The sequence below is a fragment of the Paraburkholderia strydomiana genome (assembly GCF_031456815.1).
In the GTDB taxonomy this organism is placed as follows: Bacteria; Pseudomonadota; Gammaproteobacteria; order Burkholderiales; family Burkholderiaceae; genus Paraburkholderia; species Paraburkholderia caledonica.
Genome location: NZ_JAVDVL010000005.1, coordinates 347,437 through 366,281, shown reverse-complemented (window position 1 = coordinate 366,281; position 18,845 = coordinate 347,437). Strand labels below are relative to the sequence as shown.

The window sequence follows — 18,845 nt, the reverse complement described above, 5'->3', positions numbered from 1 at the left end:
CGGCGAGTACGCGCACTCACTACCTCGCTACCTCATTACCCCAGCCAGCGACGTGCGTTCTGGAAGACGCGCATCCACGGGCTTGCATCCGTGGCGCCCTCGCCCCAGCTTTCCGGATGCCAGCTCATTTGCACCGCGCGATGCACGCGCTCCGTGTGCGGCATCACAACGGTGAAGCGGCCGTCGGGCGTGGTAACGGACGTGATGCCGTTCGGCGAACCGTTCGGATTGAACGGATACTGCTCGGTCGCCTGACCACGGTGATCGACGTAACGCATTGCCACCGCGACCTTCGACGCATCGCCTTGCTGCGAGAAGTCCGCATAGCCCTCGCCGTGCGCAACCGCGACCGGAATGCGCGAACCTTCCATGCCGGCGAAGAAGATCGACGGCGACGCCTCGACTTGCACGAGCGAAAAGCGCGCCTCGAATTTCTCTGACTTGTTGCGCGTGAACTTCGGCCATGCTTCGGCGCCGGGAATCATCGACGCGAGGCTGCTCATCATCTGGCAGCCGTTGCAGATGCCGAGCGCAAACGTGTCGGTCCGGCCGAAAAACGCCGCGAACATATCGGCCAGTTGCGAGTTGAAGCGGATAGCCTTCGCCCAGCCTTCGCCGGCGCCGAGCGTGTCGCCGTACGAGAACCCGCCGCACGCCACCGCGCCGGCGAAGTCCGCCAGGTTGGCGCGGCCCGCAAGCAGGTCGCTCATGTGCACGTCGTGCGCGTCGAAACCGGCGCGGTCGAATGCATAGGCCGTTTCGAGGTGTGAGTTCACGCCCTGCTCGCGCAGAATCGCCACGCGCGGGCGCGCGCTCTTGCCGACGTAAGGCGCGGCCACGTCGTCAGTAGGGTCGAATGTCAGCACCGGCGTGATGCCCGGATCAGCGGCGTCGAGCAGCGCGTCGTATTCCGCGTCGGCGCAAGCCGGGTTGTCGCGCAAACGCGAAATGCGCCAACTCACTTCGCTCCACGTGCGATGCAGCTCGACACGCGGCGCTTCGTAGACCTTCTTCGCGTCGCGATAGATTTCGATGGTATCGCGATCGTTGGTCTTACCGATTACATGCGAGCACGCCGACAGGCCATGCTCGCGCAACGCTGCCAGCACCGCGTCGCGGTCGGCCGCGCGCACCTGAATCACGGCGCCGAGTTCTTCGGTGAAGAGCGCGCGGATCGTGCGGTCTTCGCGGCGGCCGCTCGTCTGCTTTGCCCAGTCTTTCGCGTCGCCGTAATCCGACTCGTGATGCGGATCGAGCACGAGCATGTCCACATTCAACGACACGCCGACGTGACCCGCGAACGCCATTTCACAGACGGTCGCCCACAGGCCGCCGTCGGAGCGGTCGTGGTAGGCGAGCAGCTTGCCGTTGTGGTTCAGCGACTGGATTGCATTGAAGAAGCGCTTCAGGTCTTCCGGATCGTCCACGTCAGGCACTGTATCGCCGATCTGCTGCGTGACCTGCGCGAGAATGCTGCCGCCCAGACGATGCTTGCCGCGGCCGAGGTCGATTGCGATCAGCACGGAGTCGCCTACGCCGTCCGCACCGCTTGCGCGACGCAGTTGCGGCGTGAGATGACGGCGCACGTCTTCGACCGGCGCGAACGCCGAGATGATGAGCGAAACCGGTGCGACGACTTCTTTAGCGACGCCGCGGTCTTCCCACTTGGTGCGCATGGACAGCGAATCCTTGCCGACCGGAATGCTGATGCCGAGTGCCGGGCACAGTTCCATACCGATCGCCTTGACCGTCTCATAGAGCGCCGCGTCTTCGCCCGGCGCGCCGCATGCAGCCATCCAGTTCGCCGACAGCTTGAGCTTGTCGAGCGACGCGATAGGCGCCGCCGCGATGTTCGTGATCGCCTCGCCGACCGCCATGCGGCCCGACGCGGGCGCGTTGATGACGGCGAGCGGCGTGCGCTCGGCCATTGTCATCGCTTCGCCGCGAAAGCCCGCGTAGTCCATGGTCGTGATCGCGACGTCCGCGACCGGAACCTGCCACGGGCCGACCATCTGGTCACGCGCCGTGGTGCCGCCCACCGAGCGGTCGCCGATCGTGATGAGGAACGACTTGCTCGCGACTGTGGGATGGCGCAGCACGCTCACCGCGACTTCCGGGAGCGCGAGGCCGGTCACATCCACCGGCTGGACCTTCGGCTCGACGCGCGTGACGTCGCGATGCATGCGCGGCGCCTTGCCGAGCAGCACTTCCATTGGCATGTCGACCGGTTGATGCGCGTTCTCGTCCTTGAGTTCCGGATCGATCAGCTTCAGCTGACGTTCCGCCGTTGCCGTGCCGATCACGGCGAACGGGCAGCGTTCGCGCTCGCACATGGCCTGGAAAGCCGGCAGATCGGCAGGCGCGATGGCGAGCACGTAGCGCTCCTGCGCTTCGTTCGACCAGATCTCGCGCGGCGACAGGCCGCTTTCCTCGAGTTGAATTTTGCGCAGATTGAAAATCGCGCCCTTGCCTGCACCGTCGACCACTTCCGGAAACGCGTTCGACAGGCCGCCCGCGCCCACGTCGTGAATGCTCAGGATCGGGTTTTTGTCGCCCAGTTGCCAGCACGCATTGATGACTTCCTGCGCGCGCCGCTCGATCTCCGGGTTGCCGCGCTGCACGGAGTCGAAGTCGAGTTCGGCGGTATTCGTGCCGGTCGCCATCGAGCTTGCTGCGCCGCCGCCCATGCCGATGCGCATGCCCGGGCCACCGATCTGGATCAGAAGCGACCCTTCCGGCAGGTCGTGCTTGTGCGTGTGCTGATCCGAAATATTGCCGATGCCGCCCGCGATCATGATCGGCTTGTGATAGCCGCGCACGAGACCCGCCACGTTCTGCTCGTAGGTGCGGAAATAGCCGCCGAGATTCGGCCGGCCAAATTCGTTGTTGAATGCGGCGCCGCCGAGCGGGCCGTCGATCATGATTTGCAGCGGCGAAGCGATGCGGTCCGGGCGACCATACGCCTCAAGCTTGTCGGCCGGATTGCGATGCGCGAGGGGCACGGCGACATCGCGTGCATTTTCCCAAGCTTCGACGCCGTCGGGCAATTCGAGGTTCGACACCGTGAAGCCCGCGAGCCCGGCCTTCGGCCGCGCGCCGCGGCCGGTCGCGCCTTCGTCGCGAATTTCACCGCCCGCGCCCGTCGCGGCGCCAGGGAACGGCGAGATTGCGGTCGGGTGATTGTGCGTCTCGACCTTCATCAACGTGTGCGTGAGCTCGACGCTGCGGCGATAGTGCTCGGGCAGTTCGTTCTCACCAAGCTGCTCAGGCGTGCGCGGAAACCAGCGCTCCGCCATGCCGCCCGCCATGATCGCCGAGTTATCCGAATAAGCGACGATCGTGCCTTGCGGATTGAGCTTCTCGGTATTGCGGATCATGTTGAAGAGCGAGATGTCCTGCTTCTCGCCGTCGATGGTCCATTCCGCGTTGAAAATCTTGTGACGGCAGTGCTCGCTGTTGGCCTGCGCGAACATCATCAGTTCGACGTCGGTCGGATTGCGGCCGAGTTTCGTGAATGCGTCGACGAGGTAGTCGATCTCGTCGTCGGCGAGCGCGAGGCCCAGTTCCGTGTTCGCTGCTTCCAGCGCGCGCCGGCTTTGGCCCAGCACGTCGACGGTTTGCAGCGGCTTGGCCGGCAGCTCGTCGAACAGATGCAGCGCATAGTCGCGCGACGGCGCGACGCTCTCGGTCATGCGGTCGTGCAACGCGGCGGCGACGGCTTCGCGCGCTTCGTCGGAAAGCGCCTTCTTGCCGCCCAGCAGGCCGCTTTTCAGCGTGACCGTGTACTCGACGCCGCGCTCGATCCGGCGCACCTGCGTGAGCCCGCACAGGTGCGCGATATCCGTTGCCTTGCTGGCCCACGGCGACACCGTACCGAAGCGCGGCACCACCAGAAACGTTTCGGCCGCGCCGCGCTCTCTGGTTTCTTCGAGCGGATGACCGTAGTGCATCAGCGCCTCGATCTTCGCGTTGTCTTCAGCGGAAAGCGGGGTCTGTGCGTTGACGAAGTGCAGATATTGCCCGCGCACGCCCGTGATATTCGGGTCGATGCGCGTAAGCGTTTCGAGCAGGCGGGTTTGACGGAAATCGGAAAGGGCCGAAGCGCCGGGGAAACACGAGAAGTGGGCCATGGACTTGACGTTGCGTCGCTCAATGATGCCGAAGAGTCGCGCGTGATGGCGACATGAGGCGGAAAGGAAGTCCGGGATTATACCCCGGGAACGGCCATCCAGCGGGCCGCGCCATGGCGCCGGAATACGCTGCGCGGGTGTCTCGGCCGACGCCTGCGCAGCAGCGCGCATGACCATGCGCGGGCGTTGACTGCTATCATTCGCCCTTTCATCAGATCGGTGCGAGCAAGGTTCTGGCCTTGCCGCCGGCAGTATGTCGCGAGTCCTGCCCGGATCCAATCCGGAGTCATGTCCTCGCGTCATGTCCGGCCGCGCCGCATGTCACGCCTAGCGGGGCCCGCACAACGGCCCCCGCCCGGCAAATCGAATCAGAACAATGGATGTCATCGTCATTGGCGGCGGGATCGCGGGCGTCGCCACCGCTTATCAGCTACGCGCCGCGGGCCACCGGGTATGCGTCGTCGAGCGCCACGCCACCGTCGCGCAGGGCGCGACCTATGGACATGGCGGCACGGTCCTGCCAACGCCGCTCGACGTCTGGTTCGGCCCGACTTTCATGGCGAACCGGCAGAATGCGAAAAACGGCGTGATTAGCAAGCCCGGATTCAACGGGCCGGCGCGCCAGTTCGTGAAGAAGCTTGCCGAATTGCAGGAGCCCGACGAGTTCGGCCGCCAGTACCGGCTGTTGCGTCCGCTTGTCGAGCTGTCGCGCGAGGCGATGGCCGACATGGAAGCGCGCTTCGGCTTCGAATTCGAACAGGCGAGCGGTCTGCTGCATCTGGTCCGTTCGGCTCAGGAGTGGCAGCAGTTGCAGCCCGCGCTCGGGCTGCTGGCGCTCTACGAAGTGCCGCATCACGTGCTGAGCCCTGCGGAATGTGCGGCATACGAGCATTCGGTGCGCACCGAACCGGAATTCGCGGGCGGCGTTCTGTTCGAGCACGAGCGAACCGCCAATTGCCCGCTTTTCACCAAGCTCATCAAGCAGACGCTCGACACCCAGGGCGGCGTGCAGTTCATGCTCGGCTGCGAGGTGTCGGCAATCCGCCTCGACGGCCAGCGCGCCGCAGTCGAGCTCGCGCCTCGGCCTGGCGCGGCGTCCGGGTCACGCGAAGTCGATGTGATCCACGCGGACACGATCGTGGTCGCCGGCGGTTACGGCAGCCTCGCGCTGCTGGAGCGCCTCGGCCTCGCCTTGCCCCTGCATCCGCTGCGCGTGCATACACTCGTCGCGCCCATCGCGCATGAGGAATGTGCGCCGCATGTCGCTATCGTCGACGCGATCAAGCGCATCGGGATCAGCCGGATGAATCACCGCTTGCGCATCGCGGGCGGTGCGGTCCTGCAAGGCGCCAATCTGATCGATAAGCCGCTCGGCGAAGCACTGACGAAAGAAGCGCTGGCACTGCTGGGCCAGGCGACACACGACTGGATTCCCGGCGCGGCGCGTATCTCCGCGGCCTTGCCGTGGGAAGGCATCAAGCTGCTGTCGCCCGACGGCTTGCCGGTGGTCGGCAATGCGCTGCATCCACGGCTTTTCGTCAATGTGGGCCACGGGCCCGCGGGCTGGGGCCTCGCGTGCGGAGCGGGCAAGCTGATTGCCGATCTGGTCGCGGGCCAAGCGCCGGATCTGCCCGACGAAACGCTCGCCGCGCTGCGGGCGGACCGGTTCAGGTAACGGCGGGTGCGCCGGAATCGACGCATTGCGCGCACATCGGCACTACCATAGCGATTCCAGACGCTTTCGCACCCTGCACAAGGGTGACCGCCCGCCTCGCCATGACAGAAGCCGACCTCACGCCGCCGACGCTGATTCGCCCGCATAACCGCGCCCTCCCGCTGCTGACGCTGACCGACCTGCGGATCGCGGAATCGCAAGCCGCCGCTTCGCTGCCGCAGCACGCGCTGATGGACCGCGCCGGGAAGGCGGCAGCCAGCTTCCTGCTCGAACAGATTACTCGCGATACATCGGTCGAAAAATCCAGGCAGCGCGTCTGGCTGATAGCCGGCCCCGGCAACAATGGCGGCGACGCGCTGATTCTGGCGGCGGAGCTGCACAAGGCCGGCATCGCCGTCGAATTGTGCATGCCCGTGGAAGTGAAACCGGATGACGCCCGCTGGGCGCTCGCGACGGCACGCGCATCCGGCGTCGCGATCGCCACCGCGCCGCCCGCCTCGCTCGACGGCTACACGTGGCTTGTCGATGGCATGTTCGGCATTGGCCTCGCGCGGCCACTGGAAGGCGTGTTCGCCGCGACCGCGCGGCACCTCTCGCAACGCGCCCAAAGCCGGCCGCACACAGGCGGCGTGCTGGCGCTCGACGTGCCGAGCGGCCTCGACAGCGACACGGGCACGATCGTCGGTGACGGCGACGGCGACGGCAACGCAGCCGTGCGCGCAACCCACACAGTTACCTTCATCGCCGGCAAGCCGGGACTTTTCACGGCGCAAGGCCGCGATCTCGCCGGCTCGGTGACGGTCGCGCCGATCGGCGTCGATTGCAGCGCGCGCACGGCGGTGCAACTGAACGCGCCCGAACTCTTTGGCTCGTTCCTGCCGCCGCGCGATTTCGGGACCAACAAGGGCACGTTCGGCAGCCTCGCCGTGGTTGGCGGCGACACGGGCATGTGCGGCGCACCGATTCTCGCGTCGCGCGCGGCGCTCTACACCGGCGCGGGCAAGGTCCACGTCGCGCTGCTCGGCGCCGGCGCCCCGCCCTACGACCCGCCGCATCCGGAACTGATGTTGCATGCCGTCGACGATTTGCCGCTCGACAAGATGGATGCGCTGGCGCTCGGCTGCGGCATGGGCCACGGCGAGCGCGCCACGCGGGTGTTGCACGATGTGCTGCAACTGGATGTGCCGAAGCTCTTGGACGCCGACGCGCTCAATCTGATTTCGAAAGACTCCACGTTGGCCGTGGCCGTGACCGCGCGAGGCGTGCAGGGCGATCCCTGCGTGCTCACGCCGCACCCGCTCGAAGCCGCACGCCTTCTTGGCACCGAGGTGGTCCGCGTGCAGCGCGACCGCCTCGCCGCCGCGCGGGCTCTCGCCGCGCGCTTTGCCAGTGTGGTGGTGCTCAAGGGCACCGGCACGGTCATCGCGGCCCCCGACGGCCGTCTCACGATCAACCCGACCGGAAATGCCGCGCTCGCGACAGGCGGCACCGGCGACGTTCTCGGCGGCATGATCGGCGCTTTGCTCGCGCAGCACTTGCCTGGCTACGAGGCGGCGTTGGCCGCCGTCTACCTGCACGGCCTCGCCGCCGACACGCTGAGCGCGCAAGGCCACGGTCCCGCCGGCCTCACGGCTGGCGAACTTGCGCCGATGGTGCGCACCTTGTTGAACCGCATGTTTTATCCATCGGCGCAATCGTGATGTAGGGTATCGAGCGATATGGCGCGATATTGGGCGAATCGTGGGTGAATCGTGGGTGACTCGGGTCGCTGGCTTCCGGCGCGGCTTGTGTCAAAGCGCTGCCGCCTGTCACGCAACGCCGTTATACTGAGTAATCGAGTGAGGAGTGCGTGAGAGCAATTGCGCTGACCGGTCGAACCTGCGGCCGCGTTCGGACCGCACGCGAGCTGAACGCGCTTGCTGCGCGCATACTGCGTGACGGCGTGGCGGTTCGTAGCGAGCCACTCGCAAAACGCGGCGGAATCAACGGGCGTTCATGACTGCGCGGGCACTCAAGACTCACCGCGAACGCGGTCGTGCTGCCTTCGTGCTGCCTCGCTCTAACAGCATCGTTGCATCATCCTCGGCGGCGCCTCGCGCGCGCCTTTCTTTGTGCCCCTTGGTTAGACGGACGCTATGACCCAGAATTCGCTCCCCTCCTGGTCCTCTCTGCAAACGCACTACGAGCAGATCCGCGATGCACATCTGCGCGACTGGTTCGCTCCCGGGAACGACCCCGCGCCGACGCGTGCCGAGCGCTTTGCGTTCGCGGGCGGCGGCATCGCCGCCGACTTCTCGAAGAACCGCATCACCGACGAAACCCTGAAGCTGCTCGTGCAACTCGCGCGCGAAGCCGGCGTCGAGAAACGTCGCGACGCGATGTTCGCGGGCGAAGTCGTCAATCCCACCGAAGGCCGTGCCGCGTTGCACACCGCGCTGCGAGCGAGCAACCCCAACGCGCCGTTCCATCAGCAGGTGCAGGCCGAACGCGCGAAAATGGCTGCATTCGCCGATCAGGTGCGGAGCGGCGCCTGGACCGGCTACACGGGCAAGCGCATTCGCCACGTGGTGAACATCGGCATCGGCGGCTCGGACCTCGGGCCGAAGATGGTCGTGCACGCGCTGCATCATCTGGCCACGCCGGAAATCACCACGCACTTCGTGTCGAATGTCGACGGTGCCGATCTCTACAACGTGATGCAGCAGATCGACCCCGAAGAGACGCTCGCCATCATCGTTTCGAAGACGTTCACGACGCTCGAAACCATGACCAACGCGCGTTCGCTGCGTGACTGGTTCACGGAAAAAGGCTGCCCGGAAAATGCGCTGGCGAAGCACTTCGTCGGTGTGTCGGCGAATCCTTCGGAAGTCGTCAAGTTCGGCATCGCGAAAGAGAACGTGTTCGAGATGTGGGACTGGGTAGGCGGCCGATATTCGCTGTGGTCGGCGGTCGGTCTGTCGATCATGATCGCGGTCGGGCCGCAGCAGTTCGGCGAGCTGCTGGCGGGCGCAAACGAAATGGACGAGCATTTCCGCACCGCGCCGCTCGAAAAGAATTTGCCGGTGCTGCTGGGCATGATCGGCATCTGGTATCGCAACTTCTTCGGCTCGCAGAGCTATCTCGTCGCGCCGTACTCGGAGGCGCTGCACTTCCTGCCGTCGTATCTGCAACAGCTGGAAATGGAGAGCAACGGCAAATCGGCGCGTCTCGACGGCGCAATGGTCGACTATCCGACCTCCGCGGTAACGTGGGGCGAGCCGGGTACGAACGGTCAGCATGCGTTCTTCCAAATGCTGCATCAAGGTCCGACCATCGTCCCGATCGACTTCATTGCGGTGCTGACGCCAGAGCATCCGCTCGTGAGCCATCATCCGAAGCTGCTCGCCAACTGCTTCGCGCAAAGCGAAGCATTGATGCTTGGCCGCACGCTCGAAGAAGCGAAAAAGGTCGCCGGTCCCGACAAGCCGGAACTGGCGCCGCACCTCGTGTTTCCGGGCAACCGGCCGACCACCACGCTGCTGGTCGAAGCACTCACTGCGCGTTCACTGGGCGCGCTGATCGCGCTGTACGAGCACAAAGTTCTCGTACAGGCGTCGGTATGGAACATCAATCCGTTCGATCAATGGGGCGTCGAGCTAGGCAAGATTCTCGGCAAGGTGGTCGAGGCCGATCTGACGGCCGCAAGCGTCGACGAAAAGAAACACGATTCGTCGACCTCCGCGTTGATCGCAAGGGCGCGCGCCGCTTTGAAGCGTTGACATGTGAACGCCGGTTGGCTGTATAACCGGCGGCGTGCAGCGTTTGGCGCTGAATGAAGTACAGGGCGAAGTGCAGGGGCGGGCCACTTGTGGCCCGCTTTTTTGCGTCGGTGTATGTCTAATCCTGACCGAGCCTATGCGTCAGGCGAGATGCCCCGCTTCTATCGTTACGGTCGTATCGCAGCGGCGCGCCAGTTCCACGTCGTGCGTGACGAGAATCAGCGTTGCACCGTTCGCGCGGTTCATCTGGAACATCAGATCGATCACTGCGTGGCCGGTCGCGGCGTCGAGACTGCCCGTCGGTTCATCGGCGAAGAGAATGGCCGGATGCGTCACGAACGCGCGCGCCAGTGCGACGCGTTGCTGCTCACCGCCCGACAGCAGCTTCGGATAATGACCGGTGCGCTGGCCGAGCCCAACCTGTTGGAGCAGCCCGCGTGCGCGCAGCGCGGCTTCACGTGTACCGATGCCGCCTTGCAATTCGAGCGGCAACGTGACGTTTTCGAGCGCCGTCAAATGCGGCATTAACTGGAACGACTGGAACACGAACCCGACCGAGCCGCTGCGCAATGCCGCGCGCTCGTCTTCGTTCAATGTTGTGAGCTCGCGGCCGAGTAGCCGAACCGAGCCCGAACTTGCGCTGTCCAATCCTGCGAGCAGTCCAAGCAGCGTAGACTTGCCCGACCCGGATGCGCCGACTATCGCGACACTGCTGCCTGCTTCGATAGCCAGATCGATGTTGTCGAGAATGGTCAGTTCGCCCGTCGCATCCTTAACCTTCTTGCACAAACCCCGCACTTCAATGACCGGATCAGTTTTGTTTAGCATAGTGAAGCGTAGGTTGAAAGTGCGCGCCATGAAGCTTCGCGCGAATGCACTGACTTCGGCAACGAGCTCGGTGGCCAGGGGCTCGGTCATAGTGGCGGCCGCCCTTTTTTGGACGACCTTCGCGGTTCGCGCAGCCAATGCGCCCGAAGCGGCTAAACCGGTGATCGTCGTACTTGGCGATAGCATCTCCGCCGAATACGGCCTGCCCCGCGACACTGGCTGGGTCGCGTTGATGCGCCAGCGACTCACCCAGGAGCGAATCGATTATAGCGTCGCCAATGCAAGCATTAGCGGCGATACGACGAGCGGCGGGCGGGCCCGCTTGCCGGCGCTGATGCAACGCCTGAAGCCCAGCATTGTGATCGTCGAACTGGGTGCCAACGATGCATTGCGTGGCGTGCCGCTTTCAACAACTGAAGATAATCTGCGCACGATCATCGAGCAGGCTCAGCAGGCTCACGCGAAGGTCGTCCTCGTGGGCATGTACGTACCGCCTAACTACGGCCCGGACTATACGCAAAAGTTCCATGGTCTATACGGCCAGCTCGCCAAGCAACTCAACGTGCCGCTAGTGCCGTTCCTGCTTGCCGGCATCGCCGATAAGCCCGATATGTTCCAGGCAGATCAGATTCATCCGACGCAGCAGGCACAGCCAGTGCTACTCAACAACGTGTGGCCCGCTGTCAAGCCACTCCTTCGTACAAGTTCGTCGCACTGAAAGGCTGCTGTCGGCTTGTTTCCGGAACTACGCGGAACACGGATCCGCGAGCTTGATCTCATGCTTGCGCAATCCCGTGGACCCGGCTCGATACCGAGCGACTTATGAGGAGATAACGTGAAATACTTACCGTTAATCGCTTTGACCGTGGCAATTTCCGCCTGCGCTGCTCAACCGCCGGCTGGCGTTCAGTCCGTCGGACAAAGCCAGCAACCGCCGAAGGCCGTTGCGACCTGCATCGCGCAAAAATGGGCAGACGGCTCCCAGCAACAAGTCGTGTCGCAAGACACCTTGGCCAACGATCAGGCTGTAGACGTGTATGTGCCGGGCCAGCAACCGCCCAACGGCGCGGCCGCTGTGGTGCGTCCTTCGTACTCCGGCAAGGGCTCGTGGGTCGGCTTCCGCGCGAACGGAGCAGCGGGCAGCGACGCCACGAGCGCCATCAGTTCATGCCTCTGACCATGATCACCCTCTGATCGACGCAATCGTTCGGTGAACTTCGAATTCGCCGAATGACAGATCGAATCAGATTCGAAAATGAAAAAGCCCCGCATTTGCGGGGCTTTTTTGCGTTCGTGCGTTGAGCGCGGCTTGTATGGATTCGCTGCGAGTCGAGAGGTGCACGTAAGGCGCGCCGCGAACACCGACGCGCAAACGAGCGTTCGCTGGAAAGCTTACTCGTCGCTTGCCTGCGCGTTGCTGCTCTCGAGCGAGCCGTACAGTTTTACTTTCGACCGGGCACGCAACGCCTGAACGTAGGCCTCTACTTCGGACTGCGACTCTACCTGCGCGATCTGCTGCTGCGCCGCGGCCAGACGCTGCGGTTCCACCGGCGTGCCAGCGACGACGGAGTTCACACGATAGATGGCATAACCGTCGTCACCGAGATCAACGCCCACGTATGCCGGCAGTTTTTGCGCATCGGCCTTGTAGATTGCGCTGAGCGCAGCGGGAGGCACGCCTTGCGCGTCGTTGCGCGACACTTTCAACGGCGACGAGAAACCCGTGGTCGCCTTCGACTTCTCGAACTCCGCAAGCTTCGCGATGCCGTCTTTGTGCGCGGCTTCGTTCGACTGAGCCGCGATGACCTTCTGACGCACCAGGTCCTTGATCGCGTCGAGCGCCGGCACAGCTGCAGCCTTATAGTCGGTAACGCGTGCCGCGATCAGCGTGTTTGAGCCCACGTCGATTGCCTGCGTGTTGTTGCGTGCCACGGCTGCGTCGTTCGCGAAAACGGCGGCGAGGAACTTCGCGTTGTTCAGCGGACTGTCGGGCGGCAGCTTCGGATCGGGCTGCGGAGTGACCGTGGCCGTCTGCAACTGCAGCTTGTACTTGTCGGCGGCAGGTTGCAGGCTCTTTGCCTTCTCATAGACGATCGACGTGAAACCTTCGGAGTCGTCGCTGAATGCCTTGCTGGCCAGCTGCGTTTTCAGGTCTCTTGAGATCTGGTCTTTCACTTCGTCAAAAGGCTTGGTCACTGCCGGCTTCACGTCGGTGACCTTGACAATGTGATAGCCGAAGTCCGTTTGCACGATGCCGCTGACTTCATCCTTCTTCAGAGCGAAGACGGCGTCGTCGAACGCCTGACCGCCTGCGATCATGCCGCGCCCGAAGTAACCGAGATCGCCGCCCTTTGACGCCGAGCCGGGATCCTGCGAGTTCTGTTGCGCGATCTGAGCGAATTGTTCAGGATGCGCCTTGATCTGTGCGAGCAACTCTTCAGCCTTCTGCTTCGCCTTGGCCTTGTCGGCCGCGCTCGCGTCCTTTGGCGCGGTGATCAGAATGTGGCTGGCGCGTACCTGACCTTCGGTGCGGTAGTGCGCGATGTTGTCGTCGTAATACTTCTTCAGGTCGGCGTCGCTTGGTTGCACCGACGCGGCGAGCGTGGCCGGCGACATCACCAGATACTGGATGGTCGCCGTGGCCGGCGTGGCGAATTCGTTACGGTGTGCGTCATAGTAGGCCTGCAATTGCGCGTCGGTGGGCTGCACCTTCGCGGCATAGTCGCGCGGGTGGAAGGCAATGCCCTGCACTTCACGCTGTTGCTCGGCGAGTTCGGTCAGATGCTGAGCGAGCGTTTTGGACGTGAACGCGCTGCCCTGAATACTGGCGGGCAACTGTTGAGTAGCGATGCTGTAACGTACGCGCTCGTCGTACTGGTCGGGCGTTATGCCCTGCATGGCAAGCAGTTGCTTGTACCGGTCGACGTCGATCGAGCCGTCTGGGTTCTTCAGCGACGAGATCACCGGATCGTTGAGCAGCGTGCGGCGCACGGCGTCGTCGGATGCGGTCAGGTGCAGGCGCTGGGTTTCATCGGCGAGCACGCGTTGTTCAATCAGGCCGTCGAGCATCTCGCTGCGGCGTTGCGGCGTATCGAACGCCTTCATGTCGAATTGCGCACCGAGCATCTGACGGGCGCGGTCAAGCTGTTGACGCATCGCATTATCGTATTCTGCGCGCGTGATCTTGTGACCGTTGACGCTTGCGACGTTTGCACTTTCGTCAAAGAAGCCGCGAAAGCCCTGAATACCCACAAAACCCAGCCCCGGCACAATGACGAGGATGAGCATAAACATCATCAGGCGTTTGTGATTGCGGAAAAAATCGAGCATGCGTGAGAGCCAAAAACAGAACGCCCGATCTTACAACAGCGGGCAATAAAAAAGGCGAACCGGAGTTCGCCTTTCGAGGATACTGGCGGAGTGGACGGGACTCGAACCCGCGACCCCCGGCGTGACAGGCCGGTATTCTAACCGACTGAACTACCACTCCTTATACTGCGCTTTCACTGCGTCACTACTCAGAAACACTTTAAGAGAATCTGAAACTGGTGGGTGCTGAGAGGCTCGAACTCCCGACCTACGCCTTGTAAGGGCGCCGCTCTACCAACTGAGCTAAGCACCCGGCTTCATGATTCTTGTGCTTCCGCTATTACTGCCTGAATGGTCCGCCTCGCGTCCGATTGAACAACCATCGAACCGAGCAACCGTTAATTCAGATTCGCCGCCCTTCTTTCTGACGAACCTGCAATTCCTCAAGCAGCAAGCCAATTAGTTTAGCGCATCCTTTAGCGCTTTGCCAGGCCTAAATTTCGGCACCTTGGCAGCTTTGATTTTGATGGCATCGCCGGTGCGCGGATTGCGCCCTGTGCGCGCCGTGCGCTTGCCGACGGCAAACGTGCCGAAACCAACCAGCGTCACCGAACCGCCTTTCTTCAACGTGCCTTTCACACCGCCGATCACGGCGTCGAGCGCGCGTCCGGCCGCAGCCTTCGAAATCTCCGCTTGCTGCGCAATGTGATCGATCAATTCCGTCTTGTTCATCCCTACCCCCGAGAATGTTTTTAGAACCGAAACGGCGCTCTGCAGCGCCTGACATCGTCTAGCCGGCGGTAATGCCGGGCCGAGTCATTAGAATTGGCCGAAACCCACGTGTCAACCGGGATCGAGCCTGATTTTGGCGTATTCCGATGATCTCTTTGTCACGCGACGTAAATGCCGATAACGGATGCATTAGATGCGCGCGCAACGAGTACTGGGTCCGCAATTCACATAGATTTTTCCGCGGTCACGAGGCGCGTTGTTGCAAGTGTCTTCCGAAGCGTGCGGCAATAAAAAACCCGCGGCCGTTCAGGCCGCGGGTTCTTTCTTGCACAGCAAGTATCTTGCTGAAAGCTTAGTGCTTCACGACATCCGTAGCGCCCGAGTCTTTGCCCGGCTCAGCCGCGACGGGCGAGGCAGGCTTCGGCTCTTCTTCCGGCAACGGCGACGGCACACGTTCGAGCGCAAGTTCGAGCACCTTGTCGATCCAGCGGACCGGCACGATTTCGATCGCGTTCTTCACGTTGTCCGGAATCTCCGTCAAGTCCTTGACGTTTTCTTCCGGGATCAGCACCAGCTTGATGCCGCCGCGATGCGCCGCCAGCAGCTTCTCTTTCAGACCGCCGATCGGCAGCACTTCGCCACGCAACGTGATTTCGCCTGTCATCGCGACGTCAGCCCGCACCGGAATACCGGTCAGCACCGACACCAGCGCAGTCGTCATCGCGATACCAGCCGAAGGACCGTCTTTCGGCGTTGCGCCTTCAGGCACGTGGATGTGAATGTCCTGCTTCTCGAACGCTTCGTCCTTGACGCCAAGACGACGCGACCGCGAGCGGACCACCGAGCGTGCTGCTTCGACGGATTCCTTCATCACGTCGCCCAGCGAACCCGTGCGGATCACATTGCCCTTACCCGGCATCACGGCGGCTTCGATGGTCAGCAGATCGCCGCCCACTTCCGTCCACGCGAGACCCGTGACCTGGCCCACCTGATTTTCCTTGGCGGCCAGACCGAAGTCGTACTTGCGCACGCCGAGGAACGTATCGAGGTTGCTGCCGTCCACCTTCACCGCGCCTTCCGCCTTCTTCAGCAGAAGCATCTTCACGACCTTGCGGCAGATCTTCGACACTTCACGCTCGAGCGAACGCACGCCCGCTTCACGCGTGTAGTAACGAATGATGTCGCGGATCGCGGTTTCCGTCACATCGACCTCGCCATCCTTGAGGCCGTTGTTCTTCTTCTGCTTCGGCAAAAGATAACGTTGCGCGATGCTGACTTTTTCGTCTTCCGTGTAACCCGACAGACGGATCACTTCCATCCGGTCGAGCAGCGGCGGCGGAATGTTCAGCGAGTTCGACGTCGCCACGAACATCACGTCCGACAGATCGAAGTCCACTTCGACGTAGTGATCTGCGAACGTATGGTTCTGTTCCGGATCAAGCACTTCGAGCAACGCCGACGACGGATCGCCGCGGAAATCCTGACCCATCTTGTCGACTTCGTCGAGCAGGAAGAGCGGATTGCGCACGCCGACCTTGGTCAGGCTTTGCAGAATCTTGCCCGGCATGGAACCGATATACGTACGACGGTGACCGCGAATCTCGGCCTCGTCACGTACGCCACCGAGCGCCATACGCACGAACTTGCGGTTCGTAGCGCGAGCGATCGACTGGCCCAGCGACGTCTTACCGACACCCGGAGGCCCAACGAGGCACAGAATCGGCGCTTTCACCTTGTCGACACGTTGCTGGACCGCGAGATACTCGAGAATGCGTTCCTTCACTTTCTCGAGACCGAAGTGGTCTTCGTCGAGCACGCGTTCCGCATTCGAGAGGTCGTTGTTGACCTTGCTCTTCTTGCGCCACGGCAAGCCGATCAGCGTATCGATATAGTTGCGCACGACCGTCGCTTCGGCCGACATCGGCGACATCAGCTTGAGCTTCTTCAGCTCGGCGTCGGCCTTCTTCTTGGCTTCCTTCGGCATGCGGGCAGCCGTGATGCGCTTCTCGAGTTCTTCGAGATCCGCACCTTCTTCGCCTTCGCCGAGTTCCTTCTGGATCGCCTTGACCTGCTCGTTCAGGTAGTACTCGCGCTGGCTCTTCTCCATCTGGCGTTTCACACGCCCACGGATGCGCTTTTCAACCTGCAGGATGTCGATCTCGGCTTCGAGCTGCGCGAGCAGATGCTCGAGTCGCTCGATGACCGGGAACATTTCCAGGATGTGCTGCTTCTGGTCGAGCTTGAGCGGCAGATGCGCCGCGATCGTGTCGGCCAGACGACCTGCTTCGTCGATACCCGACAGCGACGTCAGGATCTCAGGCGGGATCTTCTTGTTCAGCTTCACATACTGATCGAACTGCGACACGATCGCGCGGCGCAGCGCTTCGGTTTCAGCGCTGTCGGCGTGGTCGGGCTCGAGCGGCATGACTTCGCACGAGAACTGCGTTTCCTGTTCTTCGATGGAAAGCGTTTTCGCGCGCTGCAAGCCCTCTACGAGCACCTTTACGGTGCCATCAGGCAGCTTCAGCATTTGGAGGATGTTGGCGATACACCCTACTTCGTACATGTCCTTTTCGGTCGGCTCATCTTTAGCAGCCGTTTTCTGGGCGACGAGCATGATGTGCTTGCCGCCTTCCATCGCTGCTTCGAGAGCCTTGATCGACTTCGGGCGGCCTACGAAGAGCGGAATCACCATGTGCGGGAAAACGACTACGTCGCGCAGCGGGAGCAGCGGGAGCGTAATGCGTTCCTGCGGGAGGAGTTGGGTTCCTGACATTTCATTTCCCCATGAGTGGAATCAGTTCGTTCGATAGGTGAGGCCAGCAGAAACTATTGCAAGGCCTCCGCGTGTGGGAAAAGTTCAGTGACTCCGAAGGTTCAGTGACTCCATTGTGAAAACAACCATTCTGACCACACGATAAACGAAAAAGCCGTTCACGTCGCCATGAACGGCTTTTTGCAGTACCCGAAGCCGATCAGTTCGAACCCGCGACTTTAGGCGCGTCTTCGTAGATCAGTAAGGGTTTGCCGTCGCCGTCAATCACATTGTCGTCGATGATGACCTTGCTCACGCCTTTCATTTGCGGCAGGTCGTACATCACGTCAAGCAACGCCTGTTCCAGGATGGAGCGCAGCCCGCGCGCACCCGTCTTGCGACGAATCGCCTTACGCGCCACGGCCTGCAGCGCAGCCGGGCGAATTTCGAGCTCGACGCGTTCCATGTTGAACAGCTTGTGGTACTGCTTCACGAGCGCGTTCTTCGGTTCGACGAGAATTTTCATCAGCGCGGCTTCGTCGAGCTTGCCGAGCGTGGCCACCACCGGCAGACGGCCGATCAGTTCCGGGATCAGGCCGAACTTGATCAGATCTTCCGGTTCCACTTCGCGCAGCACTTCGCCGGCGTCGCGGTCCTGCTTGCTCTTCACGCTTGCGCCAAAGCCGATGCCGGTCTTTTCAGTACGATCGACGATGACTTTTTCAAGGCCGTCGAACGCGCCACCGCAGATGAACAGAATGTTCGTGGTGTCGACCTGAATGAAGTCCTGATTCGGATGCTTGCGGCCTCCTTGCGGGGGCACCGACGCCATCGTGCCTTCAACCAGCTTGAGCAGCGCCTGCTGCACGCCCTCGCCCGACACGTCGCGGGTGATGGACGGGTTGTCCGACTTCCGGCTGATCTTGTCGATTTCGTCGATGTAGACAATGCCGCGCTGGGCCTTGTCGACTTCGTAGTTGCAGTTCTGCAGCAGTTTCTGAATGATGTTCTCGACATCTTCGCCCACGTAACCCGCCTCAGTCAGCGTAGTTGCGTCTGCAATGACAAAGGGAACGTTCAGAAGCCGCGCGAGCGTTTGCGCAAGCAAGGTCTTGCCCGAACCGGTCGGGCCGATCAGCAGGATGTTGCTCTTGGACAGCTCGATCTCGTCCTTCTTGTCGAGATGCTTCAGGCGCTTGTAGTGGTTGTACACAGCAACCGCGAGAATTTTCTTCGCGCGTTCCTGACCAATCACATACTGGTCAAGGATTTCACGGATTTCCTGCGGACTCGGCAGATCGGACTTGGACAAGCCCGCCTCGATACCCGCGCCTGCTGCTTCATCGCGAATGATTTCGTTGCACAGGTCGATACATTCATCACAGATGAACACCGACGGGCCGGCAATCAGTTTTTTAACCTCATGCTGGCTCTTGCCGCAAAATGAGCAATACAACAGCTTTTCGCTGTTAGAACCTTTCTTGTCCGCCATAGATGTGTGAGCCTCCGGACACTCGATTACATGATACGCCGTTTGCCCCAGCCTCGCAGTTGGGCGCGGCCGGGTTGAGCAATGTGACGGCGTTTGCCGCAGGCGCTCGGACGAGTCTAATTATTTCACAACCGATCAGACGCGCGATTTGCCCCGATTTAGCGCA

General features: G+C 62.3%; 11 protein-coding genes and 2 tRNA genes. 5 read left to right on the top strand and 8 right to left on the bottom strand.

Features of this window, described 5'->3' with window-relative positions; translation table 11 throughout:
- Positions 1–35: 35 nt before the first annotated feature.
- Positions 36–4,130, bottom strand: coding sequence for a phosphoribosylformylglycinamidine synthase (gene purL / locus J2W46_RS16750; protein WP_310355092.1), 4,095 nt, complete (start codon positions 4,128–4,130; stop codon positions 36–38).
- A 376-nt stretch (positions 4,131–4,506) separates the two neighbouring features.
- Here purL and J2W46_RS16745 point away from each other — a divergent pair, with 376 nt between their 5' ends.
- The 3 genes from J2W46_RS16745 to pgi all read left to right on the top strand — a co-directional run bounded on the left by J2W46_RS16745 (position 4,507) and on the right by pgi (position 9,563).
- Positions 4,507–5,805: an FAD-dependent oxidoreductase gene (locus J2W46_RS16745; protein WP_020065914.1), complete on the top strand. Its 1,299-nt coding sequence runs from the start codon at positions 4,507–4,509 to the stop codon at positions 5,803–5,805.
- 101 nt (positions 5,806–5,906) lie between these two features.
- Positions 5,907–7,505 (top strand): NAD(P)H-hydrate dehydratase, encoded by a 1,599-nt coding sequence (locus J2W46_RS16740; protein ID WP_310355088.1) that lies wholly within the window; start codon positions 5,907–5,909, stop codon positions 7,503–7,505.
- Positions 7,506–7,940: 435 nt separating this feature from the next.
- On the top strand, positions 7,941–9,563 hold the full coding sequence (gene pgi, locus J2W46_RS16735; protein ID WP_020065912.1) for a glucose-6-phosphate isomerase: 1,623 nt from the start codon (positions 7,941–7,943) through the stop codon (positions 9,561–9,563).
- A 141-nt stretch (positions 9,564–9,704) separates the two neighbouring features.
- Here pgi and J2W46_RS16730 read toward each other — a convergent pair whose 3' ends face one another.
- Positions 9,705–10,391, bottom strand: coding sequence for an ABC transporter ATP-binding protein (locus J2W46_RS16730; RefSeq protein ID WP_310355087.1), 687 nt, complete (start codon positions 10,389–10,391; stop codon positions 9,705–9,707).
- 28 nt (positions 10,392–10,419) lie between these two features.
- On the opposite strand from J2W46_RS16730, the gene J2W46_RS16725 reads away from it, so the two are divergent.
- A complete protein-coding gene (locus J2W46_RS16725; RefSeq protein ID WP_310355085.1) occupies positions 10,420–11,109 on the top strand; it encodes an arylesterase in 690 nt (229 codons plus the stop codon).
- A 117-nt stretch (positions 11,110–11,226) separates the two neighbouring features.
- Positions 11,227–11,568, top strand: coding sequence for a hypothetical protein (locus J2W46_RS16720; RefSeq protein WP_027804287.1), 342 nt, complete (start codon positions 11,227–11,229; stop codon positions 11,566–11,568).
- Between the two features lie 215 nt (positions 11,569–11,783).
- On the opposite strand, the gene J2W46_RS16715 is transcribed toward J2W46_RS16720, so the two are convergent.
- From J2W46_RS16715 to clpX, 6 genes are all read right to left on the bottom strand, one after another.
- On the bottom strand, positions 11,784–13,721 hold the full coding sequence (locus J2W46_RS16715; RefSeq protein ID WP_310355083.1) for a SurA N-terminal domain-containing protein: 1,938 nt from the start codon (positions 13,719–13,721) through the stop codon (positions 11,784–11,786).
- A gap of 83 nt (positions 13,722–13,804) precedes the next feature.
- Positions 13,805–13,881: transfer RNA gene (locus J2W46_RS16710), tRNA-Asp, on the bottom strand.
- Between the two features lie 56 nt (positions 13,882–13,937).
- A tRNA-Val gene (locus J2W46_RS16705) sits at positions 13,938–14,013 on the bottom strand.
- 146 nt (positions 14,014–14,159) lie between these two features.
- Positions 14,160–14,432, bottom strand: a complete 273-nt coding sequence (locus J2W46_RS16700) for an HU family DNA-binding protein (protein ID WP_006048930.1) — start codon at positions 14,430–14,432, stop codon at positions 14,160–14,162.
- A gap of 352 nt (positions 14,433–14,784) precedes the next feature.
- Entirely contained in the window at positions 14,785–17,208 is a 2,424-nt protein-coding gene (lon, locus tag J2W46_RS16695; protein WP_020065907.1) for an endopeptidase La, read from the bottom strand.
- Positions 17,209–17,407: 199 nt separating this feature from the next.
- A complete protein-coding gene (clpX, locus tag J2W46_RS16690) occupies positions 17,408–18,679 on the bottom strand; it encodes an ATP-dependent Clp protease ATP-binding subunit ClpX (protein WP_006048928.1) in 1,272 nt (423 codons plus the stop codon).
- Positions 18,680–18,845: the final 166 nt, after the last annotated feature.

Bases quoted from the DNA above. Each gene is read 5' to 3' on its own strand.
- purL (WP_310355092.1), bottom strand. From the start codon at position 4,130: ATGGCCCACTTCTCGTGTTTCCCCGGCGCTTCGGCCCTTTCCGATTTC.
- J2W46_RS16745 (WP_020065914.1), top strand. From the start codon at position 4,507: ATGGATGTCATCGTCATTGGCGGCGGGATCGCGGGCGTCGCCACCGCT.
- J2W46_RS16740 (WP_310355088.1), top strand. From the start codon at position 5,907: ATGACAGAAGCCGACCTCACGCCGCCGACGCTGATTCGCCCGCATAAC.
- pgi (WP_020065912.1), top strand. From the start codon at position 7,941: ATGACCCAGAATTCGCTCCCCTCCTGGTCCTCTCTGCAAACGCACTAC.
- J2W46_RS16730 (WP_310355087.1), bottom strand. From the start codon at position 10,391: ATGCTAAACAAAACTGATCCGGTCATTGAAGTGCGGGGTTTGTGCAAG.
- J2W46_RS16725 (WP_310355085.1), top strand. From the start codon at position 10,420: ATGAAGCTTCGCGCGAATGCACTGACTTCGGCAACGAGCTCGGTGGCC.
- J2W46_RS16715 (WP_310355083.1), bottom strand. From the start codon at position 13,721: ATGCTCGATTTTTTCCGCAATCACAAACGCCTGATGATGTTTATGCTC.
- J2W46_RS16700 (WP_006048930.1), bottom strand. From the start codon at position 14,432: ATGAACAAGACGGAATTGATCGATCACATTGCGCAGCAAGCGGAGATT.
- lon (WP_020065907.1), bottom strand. From the start codon at position 17,208: ATGTCAGGAACCCAACTCCTCCCGCAGGAACGCATTACGCTCCCGCTG.
- clpX (WP_006048928.1), bottom strand. From the start codon at position 18,679: ATGGCGGACAAGAAAGGTTCTAACAGCGAAAAGCTGTTGTATTGCTCA.